The organism is Chitinophaga sp. (assembly GCF_036569125.1).
Taxonomy (GTDB): Bacteria; Bacteroidota; Bacteroidia; order Chitinophagales; family Chitinophagaceae; genus Chitinophaga.
The window spans coordinates 1-8,799 of sequence record NZ_DATCRF010000190.1; the positions used below are offsets into that span (position 1 = coordinate 1).

The following is an 8,799-nucleotide window of genomic DNA, read 5'->3' on the forward strand; positions in this document are numbered from 1 at the left end:
CCTCGATACTTCCTACTGTGTAAAATACCTGACAGAAGAGAAGGGCTATGAAGTGTATTCTGTGATCGTAAATACAGGTGGTTTTACCGAAGAAGAGCTGCAGGAAATAGAAAAAAGAGCCTATAACCTGGGCGTTAAGAGTCATAAGACCGTGAATGCCGTACGTTCTTATTATGATAAGGTGATCAAATACCTGGTATTCGGCAATGTGCTGAAGAACAATACCTACCCATTAAGCGTAAGCGCAGAGCGCATGAGCCAGGCCCTGGCCATTGCAGAATACGTGAAAGAAACCGGCGCTACCGCTGTAGCGCACGGCAGCACCGGCGCCGGTAACGACCAGGTGCGGTTTGATATGATCTTCCATATCATGATCCCGGGTGTAGAGATCATTACACCGATACGCGATCTGAAGCTGAGCCGGGAGCAGGAAATAGACTACCTGAAATCCAAAGGAGTACAGATGAACTTTGAAAAAGCCATGTACTCTATTAATAAAGGTATCTGGGGTACTTCTGTAGGCGGTAAGGAAACGCTCACTTCCAATGGCATGCTGCCGGAAGAGGCCTTCCCCACCCAGCTAACCAAGCAGGACCCGGAGCAGGTATCCCTCAAATTTGAAAAAGGAGAGCTGGTGGGTGTGAACGATAAAACGTTCGGTCATCCCACAGAAGCCATACAATATTTACAATCCATCGCAGGTCCTTTTGCTATTGGCCGCGATATACATGTGGGCGATACCATTATTGGTATTAAAGGCCGCGTGGGCTTTGAAGCCGCTGCCCCGATGGTGATCCTGAAAGCGCACCATGCGCTGGAAAAGCACGTGCTCACTAAATGGCAGCTGAGCTGGAAAGACCAGCTGGCGCAGTTTTACGGCAACTGGTTACATGAAGGCCAGATCCTGGATCCTGTAATGCGCGATATAGAAGCTTACCTGGAAAGCTCCCAGCAGCAGGTAACCGGCCAGGTTTTTGTAACCTTGCTGCCTTACCGTTTCCAGGTAACCGGTATTGAATCACCGTACGATCTGATGAGCAGCAAGTTTGGCAAGTACGGCGAAATGAACAGCGGCTGGACCGGCGAAGACGTACGCGGCTTCAGCAAAATATTCGGTAACCAGACCATGATCTGGCACCAGGTGAATACGGAGCAGAAAGCTTAAAGCCAAAAGCATAAAGCAAGCAAACCAACACCCCAAATATGAGAGACTATAAGAAGCTTGAAATCTGGAGGAAAGCTCATTTGTTAACGCAAATGATATATACAAAAGTAGTAGTATGTTTTCCTAAAGAAGAAACATACGCGCTATCCAGCCAGATCAAACGTGCCGCTTATAGTATACCATTAAATATTGTAGAAGGATGTGGAAGATTAACAGAAAGAGACTTTGCACGTTTTTTAGACCAGGCATTGGGCTCAGCACATGAAACAGAATATTGTGCACTGTTAAGCTTTGATTTAGGATATATAGAAGGCGATATTTATAACGAGATCAATAAACAGGTGAATGAGGTTAAGGCTATGCTGATTGCTTTTATTAAAGCGTTGCGTAGTGATAATGTGAAGTCAGATAGAAGTTAAGGTAGGCAGCTTTTTGCTTTATGCTTTCTGCTTTCCGCTAAAAAAGATTACAATGGCAAGTACTAAAATAAAGACAGGCATAGTAGGCGGCGCCGGTTACACCGGTGGGGAAATGATCAGGATCTTACTCAACCATCCTGACGTGGAAATTACGTTTGTACATAGCCGTAGTAATGCCGGTAATCCTTTATATGCCGTACATGGCGATCTGCTGGGAGAAACGGAACTTACCTTTGCCGCAGACCTCAGCAATGATGTAGATGTATTGTTCCTTTGCCTGGGCCACGGCGAATCAAAGAAATTCTTAGAAGCCAATACCATTGCACCCTCCGTTAAGGTAATAGACCTGAGCCAGGATTTCCGTTTAGGCGAAAGCCTGCCGGGCCGCGAGTTCGTTTATGGCCTGCCGGAAATGCAAAGGGATCAGATAAAAGCAGCGCAGAACATTGCCAATCCCGGCTGTTTTGCCACCGCCATCCAGCTGGGGCTGTTGCCTTTAGCACAGGCGGGTTTACTGCAGGAAGTACATACCACCGGCATCACCGGTTCTACCGGCGCCGGCCAAAGCCTGCAAAGCACCACGCATTTTACGTGGCGCGCCAACAATGTCTCCACTTATAAAGTGCTTACCCATCAGCACCTGAAAGAGATACGACGAAGCTTACAACTGTTGCAGCCTGCCTTTACCGGCAACATCAATTTTGTGCCGGTACGGGGCGATTATCCAAGAGGCATCTGGGTTACTTCCTACCTGGAAAGTGACCTGAGCCTGGAAGCGGCGCTTCAGTTGTATAAAACATATTATGCTCCGCATCCGTTTACGCATGTCAGTGATAAGCAGATAGACCTGAAGCAGGTAGTGAACACCAATAAATGCCTGATCCAGTTGGAAAAGATCGGCGCCAAGCTGGTGATCCACTCCATAGAGGATAATCTGCTGAAAGGCGCCTCCGGACAAGCGGTGCAGAATATGAATCTCATATGCGGGCTGGAAGAAACCGCCGGGTTAAAGCTGAAATCGATCGTGTTTTAAGCCTGATCCCGCCGGGATCCGAACCCAGGACTTCCGCATGTTACTGTAACAAATTTCTCTTTCAAATGCGTGATGCGCTCATCACGCCAACAAACACATTTCATGAAACTATTTGACGTTTATCCGATCAACGATATTACTATTGAAAAAGGTGAAGGCTCTAATGTATGGGACGATAAAGGCACACAATACCTGGACTTATACGGCGGTCACGCAGTAATTTCCATTGGCCATACCCATCCGCATTACGTAAAACGCCTCACCGGTCAGCTGCAGAAAGTAGGCTTCTATTCCAATTCTATCAGGATCCCCTTACAGCAGCAGCTGGCAGAAAAGCTGGGCAAAGTATCCGGTAAGGAAGACTATCAGCTCTTCCTGTGTAACTCCGGTGCAGAAGCCAATGAAAATGCATTAAAGCTCGCTTCTTTCTACAACGGTAAAAAGAAGATCATTGCCTTTAAAAAATCTTTCCACGGCCGTACCTCACTGGCAGTAGCCGCTACCGACAATCCGAAAATTGTAGCGCCGGTAAATGAAACCGATAACGTGGTGTTTCTGCCCTGGCAGGATGAAAAGGCCCTGGAAGCGGCTTTTAAGCAGTATGAAGTGTCTTCCGTAATTATTGAAGGCATTCAGGGTGTAGGTGGTATTAACGTAGCCAGCGAAAGCTTCCTGCAAAAGATCAGGAGCCTGTGCGATGCTAACAATGCCGTATTCATTGCCGATTCCGTACAATGCGGTTATGGCCGGAGCGGTAAGTTCTTTTCCCATGATTATGCCGGCATTAATGCCGACATCTACACCATGGCAAAAGGTATGGGCAACGGTTTCCCGGTAGGCGGCATCATCATTGCCCCGCACATTCAGCCGGCTTATGGCATGCTGGGCACTACCTTTGGCGGTAATCACCTGGCCTGCGCTGCAGCGCTGGCAGTGCTGGAAGTAATGGAGCAGGAGCAGCTGATCCGGAACGCAGCCAAAGTAGGCGGCTACCTCATGGAACAGCTGAAACAGCTGCCCCATGTAAAAGAGGTAAGGGGCCGGGGCCTGATGATCGGTATTGAATTACCGGAAGAGCTGAACCAGGTAAGAAAAGACTTGTTATTTAAACATAAGATCTTTACCGGCGAAGCAAAGCCGAATGTAATAAGACTGCTGCCTTCACTGGCTTTAACGCAGGCGCATGCAGATCAGTTCCTGACCGCTTTCAGGGATGAGCTGTTAAAATATTAATTACTTCATTTTCCATATTTTAAACACAACCATAATTGCAGCAATGAAGCAATTTATTTCCGTAGATGATGTACCAGGTGTCCCGCGCTTAGTGGAGACAGCACTGGGTTACAAGCAGGACCCGTTCAGGGACAAAACATTAGGCGTTAACAAAACGCTGGGCATGATATTCCTGAACCCCAGCCTGCGAACACGCTTAAGCACGCAGGTAGCCGCCAGGAACCTGGGTATGGAAGTAGTAGTGTTTAATATTGATAAAGAAGGCTGGGCGCTGGAAATGAACGACGGCGCTATCATGAGTGGCAGCACCACGGAGCACGTGAAAGAAGCCGCCGCAGTAATGGGCCAGTATTTTGATATACTGTCCATCCGTACCTTTCCCGGACTGAAAAATAAAGAAGAAGACTACACAGAAAAATATATTAACCAGTTCATTAAATACGCCGGGGTACCGGTGGTAAGCCTGGAAAGCGCTACCCTGCACCCTTTGCAGAGCTTAACGGATGTAATTACCATCAAGGAACGCTGGCAGCAGCCACGCAAACCCAAGGTGGTAATGACCTGGGCGCCGCATGTAAAAGCATTGCCGCAGGCCGTGCCTAACTCTTTTGCCCAGTGGATAAATGCCTGGGGAGAAGCCGACTTTGTGATCACGCATCCCAAAGGCTATGAGCTGGATAAAAAGTTCACCGGTAACACACCCATCGAATACAACCAGGATAAAGCCCTGGAAGGTGCAGACTTTGTGTATGTGAAGAACTGGTCTTCATATAGTGATTACGGTAACATCATCAGCACAGACAGCAGCTGGATGATGAGCAATCAAAAGCTGCAGCATACCAACGAAGCGAAGGTAATGCATTGCCTGCCCGTAAGAAGGAATGTGGTGATTGCAGATGAGGTGCTGGATGGGCCGCAGTCCATTGTAATACCGGAAGCCGGTAACCGTGTATGGGCAGCCCAGGCCGTATTAAGTGAAATATTAAAACAACAACAACGCTGATCCGCATATGCTTTTCGTGATTAAAGTAGGTGGCAATGTGATTGATAACCCGGCGCTGCTGCAATCCTTCCTGGAAGATTTTGCAGCCATCAAAGGGCCTAAGATCCTGATCCATGGTGGTGGGAAGATAGCTACCCGCATCGGCGACCAGCTGGGGATCGAATCAAACTACGTGAATGGCCGCCGCATAACCGACGCTGCCACTATTGACGTAGTGACCATGGTATACGGCGGTTTAGTGAACAAACAGCTGGTAGCCAAACTGCAGGCAGTGGGCTGTAATGCCATTGGCATGACGGGTGCTGATGCAAACGTAATACCCGCTGTAAAGCGCCCGGTAAAGGAAATTGACTATGGTTTTGTAGGCGATATCAATACTGCAAACCTGAACGTTGGGCCGCTGAAAGCTATGCTGGATGCAGGATTAACGCCAGTGTTCGCCCCCTTAACGCACGATGCGCATGGGCAGATGCTGAACACCAATGCAGATACCATTGCCTCTTCATTGGCCATCGCCTTATCAGCCCACTATGAGGTGCGCCTCATTTACTGCTTTGAAAAGAAAGGCGTATTGCGCGATGCGCAGGACGATAACGCGGTTATAAACCTGATCAACCGCAGCATTTATGCGGAGCTGCTGGAACAAAAGGTGCTCACAGACGGTATACTGCCCAAGCTGGAAAATGCTTTCTCCGCCATTGAAAGCGGGGTAAAGGAAGTGCTGATAGGTCATGCGGCAGATGTACGGAGCAACACCACCGGTACGGTAGCAGGTACTTTAATATGCTAACTTATGTGGAACCTACAGTTATACGAGGATGCCGTAAAACTCTTAAAACAACTGATCGCTACCCCTTCCTTTAGCCGGGAGGAACAAGGCACTGCGCAGATTATTGGCGCTATGCTGGCAGAAAAAGGGGTGGCGTATAACCAGCACCTCAATAACATATGGGCGCAGAATAAGTACTTTGATCCCTCCAAACCCACGGTGCTGCTTAACTCCCATCATGATACCGTAAAGCCCAACCCGCAATATACCCGCGATCCCTTTAGCCCGGATGTGGTAGATGGTAAGCTGTATGGCCTGGGCAGCAATGATGCCGGCGGTTGCCTGGTAAGCCTTATTGCTGCCTTCCTGCATTTTTATGAGCAGCCCAACCTGCGTTATAACCTGGTAATAGCGCCTACTGCAGAAGAAGAGGTGAGCGGCACCAATGGTATAGAAAGCATTTTATCACAGCTGCCACCCATAACATTAGCCATAGTAGGGGAGCCTACGCAAACGCAGCTGGCCATTGCAGAAAAAGGCCTGATGGTGCTGGACTGTACCAGCCATGGTAAAGCAGGCCATGCCGCCCGTAACGAAGGCGAGAACGCTATTTACAAAGCCATACAGGATATCAGCTGGTTCCGCGAATACCAGTTCCCCGAAGTATCGGAAACACTGGGCCCGGTAAAGATGACGGTTACCGTGATCAATACCTCCAATAAAGCGCATAACGTAGTGCCGGCAGATTGTTCTTTTGTGGTAGATGTGCGGGTAACGGATAAGTATACACTGGAAGAGGTGCTGGCTACCATCACACAAAATGTTAGCTGCACGGTAGCGCCACGCTCCATGCGTATGCGGCCTTCGGGCATTGCGCTGGATCATCCAATTGTGCAGGCAGGCATGCGCATGGGCAAAACCTGGTACGGATCACCTACCACCTCCGACCAGGCGCTGATCCCTGCTACCTCTATTAAAATAGGCCCCGGCGATTCCGCCCGCTCTCATACGGCTGATGAATTTATTTACCTGGAAGAGATCAGCCAGGGCATAGACACTTATATTAAATTGCTGTCAGAAATATTATAAGATGGACTTTTATCCGGTACTGGAAAATAAACGGGTATTATTACGTCCCCTGCAGCTGGAAGATGCGGAAACATTGCTGCCTGTAGCATTACAGCCTGCTTTATGGAAAGTAGGTATTGTGAACCTGCAACAAAAGGCCGACCTGGTGAACTATATACAGGGTACACTAACCTTAAGGGCGCAAAGAACAGAAATGCCTTTTGTGATCATAGATAAAAAAGAAGGAAGAGCAGCCGGCAGCACACGTTTTATGAATATAGCGATCGCTCATAAGCGGGCAGAGATAGGCGCTACCTGGATAGATACAGCATTGCATGGCAGCGGTTTAAACAAAGCCATGAAGTTTGCCATGCTGCAGCATGCTTTTGAAGTGATGGACCTGAACAGGGTAGAGCTGAAAACAGATGAGCTGAACACACAGTCCCGCAATGCTATTGCCAGCATAGGCGCCAAACAGGAAGGTATTTTCCGCCACCATATGATAGTGAATGGCGGCCGCCTGCGTAACACCGTATACTTTAGCATTTTGAAAGAAGAATGGCCTGAGATCAAAGAGCGGGTATTTGCGAAATATAACTTTTAACGTGTGCCACACCTCAAAGGTGTGGCACACATAAGTCCACATCAATCATCGCATATGAAACTATGGCAAAAAGATAAAGCGTCCCTCGCTGCAGTAGAGCAATTCACTGTGGGCAGGGACCGTGAAATGGATACTTACCTGGCGCCTTTTGACGTGCTGGGTTCCCTGGCGCACATTACCATGCTGCAAAAGATAGGGCTGTTAACGGCAGAAGAATTAGCCGTACTGCAGCAGGAGCTGAAGAACATCTACAAAGAGATCCAGGCCGGTAATTTTACGCTGGAAGATGGTGTGGAAGACATTCACTCCCAGGTGGAGCTGCTGCTTACCCGCCGTTTGGGCGAAGTAGGCAAGAAGATCCATAGCGGCCGTTCCCGCAACGACCAGGTGCTGGTGGATCTTAAACTATTTCTGCGTCACGAGCTGCAAACCCTGGTACAGGATGTAAAAGTATTGTTTGACCTGCTGCAGCAAAAAAGCGAGCAATATAAAGCGCATTTACTGCCAGGCTACACCCATCTGCAAATAGCCATGCCATCCTCTTTCGGCTTATGGTTAGGCGCTTATGCCGAAAGCCTGGTAGATGACCTTACCGTATTGCAGGGCGCCTATAAAGTGGTAAATAAGAACCCGCTGGGTTCTGCTGCCGGTTATGGTTCTTCGTTCCCCCTGGACCGTGAGCTAACCACTTCCTTGCTGGGATTTGAAGCACTTAACTATAATGTAGTATACGCCCAGATGGGCCGAGGTAAAACAGAGAAGATCGTAGCCTTTGCGCTGGCCGGCTTAGGCGCTACCCTGGCTAAAATGGCGATGGACGCCTGTTTGTTCATGAACCAGAACTTTGGCTTCATTAGCTTCCCGGATGAGCTGACCACAGGTTCCAGTATTATGCCACATAAAAAGAACCCTGATGTTTGGGAACTGATCCGCTCTTATGGCAACAAGCTGCAGGCCCTGCCCAATGAAATAGCTATGATGACCACCAACCTGCCATCCGGCTACCACCGTGATCTGCAGCTGCTGAAAGAGAACCTGTTCCCTGCATTTCAAACCCTGCGCAATTGCCTGCAAATGGCCGGTTTAATGCTGAACAATATGCAGGTAAAGGAAAACATCCTGGATGATGAAAAGTACCGCTACCTGTTCAGCGTAGAAGTAGTGAATAAGCTGGTGCTGGAAGGCGTGCCTTTCCGGGAAGCATACAAGCAGGTAGGAATGGATATTGAGAAAGGGACCTTTGTACCGGCTAAAGAAGTACACCATACACACGCCGGCAGCATTGGCAACTTATGTACCGCCCAGGTAAAAGCCTTAATGGACGAAGTGTTAAAGGAGTTTCCGTTTAATAAAGTAGATGCCGCCATCAGCCAGCTGGTAAAATAGTAATGAATAATTAAGAATGAATAATTAATAATCGCAGGGCTTGTGCTTCAAGCGAACAACTGGCCTCCATTATTATTAGTTATTCATTCTTCATTATTAATTAAAACGCTACCGTTAAT

General features: G+C 48.3%; 9 protein-coding genes. All 9 read left to right on the forward strand.

The annotated features are described in order from the left end of the window. Positions 1-1,165: argininosuccinate synthase (locus VIM87_RS06860; protein WP_331996263.1), on the forward strand; the 1,165-nt coding region annotated here is incomplete at its 5' end. 38 nt (positions 1,166-1,203) lie between these two features. Next, positions 1,204-1,584, forward strand: coding sequence for a four helix bundle protein (locus tag VIM87_RS06865; protein WP_331996264.1), 381 nt, complete (start codon positions 1,204-1,206; stop codon positions 1,582-1,584). A gap of 52 nt (positions 1,585-1,636) precedes the next feature. Continuing rightward, complete coding sequence (gene argC / locus VIM87_RS06870) at positions 1,637-2,617, forward strand: N-acetyl-gamma-glutamyl-phosphate reductase (RefSeq protein WP_331996265.1); 981 nt, start codon at positions 1,637-1,639, stop codon at positions 2,615-2,617. 102 nt (positions 2,618-2,719) lie between these two features. Next, a complete protein-coding gene (locus tag VIM87_RS06875) occupies positions 2,720-3,850 on the forward strand; it encodes an aspartate aminotransferase family protein (RefSeq protein WP_331996266.1) in 1,131 nt (376 codons plus the stop codon). A gap of 43 nt (positions 3,851-3,893) precedes the next feature. Then, complete coding sequence (locus VIM87_RS06880) at positions 3,894-4,853, forward strand: acetylornithine carbamoyltransferase (protein WP_217601522.1); 960 nt, start codon at positions 3,894-3,896, stop codon at positions 4,851-4,853. Positions 4,854-4,860: 7 nt separating this feature from the next. Next, positions 4,861-5,643: an acetylglutamate kinase gene (gene argB, locus VIM87_RS06885; RefSeq protein WP_217601521.1), complete on the forward strand. Its 783-nt coding sequence runs from the start codon at positions 4,861-4,863 to the stop codon at positions 5,641-5,643. Between the two features lie 3 nt (positions 5,644-5,646). After that, entirely contained in the window at positions 5,647-6,711 is a 1,065-nt protein-coding gene (locus VIM87_RS06890) for a M20 family metallo-hydrolase (protein WP_331996267.1), read from the forward strand. Between the two features lies 1 nt (position 6,712). Next, a complete protein-coding gene (locus VIM87_RS06895; protein ID WP_331996268.1) occupies positions 6,713-7,294 on the forward strand; it encodes a GNAT family protein in 582 nt (193 codons plus the stop codon). Positions 7,295-7,348: 54 nt separating this feature from the next. Continuing rightward, the gene (gene argH / locus VIM87_RS06900) at positions 7,349-8,680 is read left to right on the forward strand and encodes an argininosuccinate lyase (RefSeq protein WP_331996269.1); all 1,332 of its coding nucleotides are present in this window, start codon (positions 7,349-7,351) and stop codon (positions 8,678-8,680) included. Positions 8,681-8,799 lie beyond the last annotated feature (119 nt).

Excerpts from the sequence above, each read along its gene's own strand:
- VIM87_RS06865 (WP_331996264.1), top strand. The coding sequence starts at position 1,204 with ATGAGAGACTATAAGAAGCTTGAAATCTGGAGGAAAGCTCATTTGTTA.
- argH (WP_331996269.1), top strand. The coding sequence starts at position 7,349 with ATGAAACTATGGCAAAAAGATAAAGCGTCCCTCGCTGCAGTAGAGCAA.
- VIM87_RS06875 (WP_331996266.1), top strand. The coding sequence starts at position 2,720 with ATGAAACTATTTGACGTTTATCCGATCAACGATATTACTATTGAAAAA.
- argC (WP_331996265.1), top strand. The coding sequence starts at position 1,637 with ATGGCAAGTACTAAAATAAAGACAGGCATAGTAGGCGGCGCCGGTTAC.
- VIM87_RS06890 (WP_331996267.1), top strand. The coding sequence starts at position 5,647 with ATGTGGAACCTACAGTTATACGAGGATGCCGTAAAACTCTTAAAACAA.
- argB (WP_217601521.1), top strand. The coding sequence starts at position 4,861 with ATGCTTTTCGTGATTAAAGTAGGTGGCAATGTGATTGATAACCCGGCG.
- VIM87_RS06895 (WP_331996268.1), top strand. The coding sequence starts at position 6,713 with ATGGACTTTTATCCGGTACTGGAAAATAAACGGGTATTATTACGTCCC.
- VIM87_RS06880 (WP_217601522.1), top strand. The coding sequence starts at position 3,894 with ATGAAGCAATTTATTTCCGTAGATGATGTACCAGGTGTCCCGCGCTTA.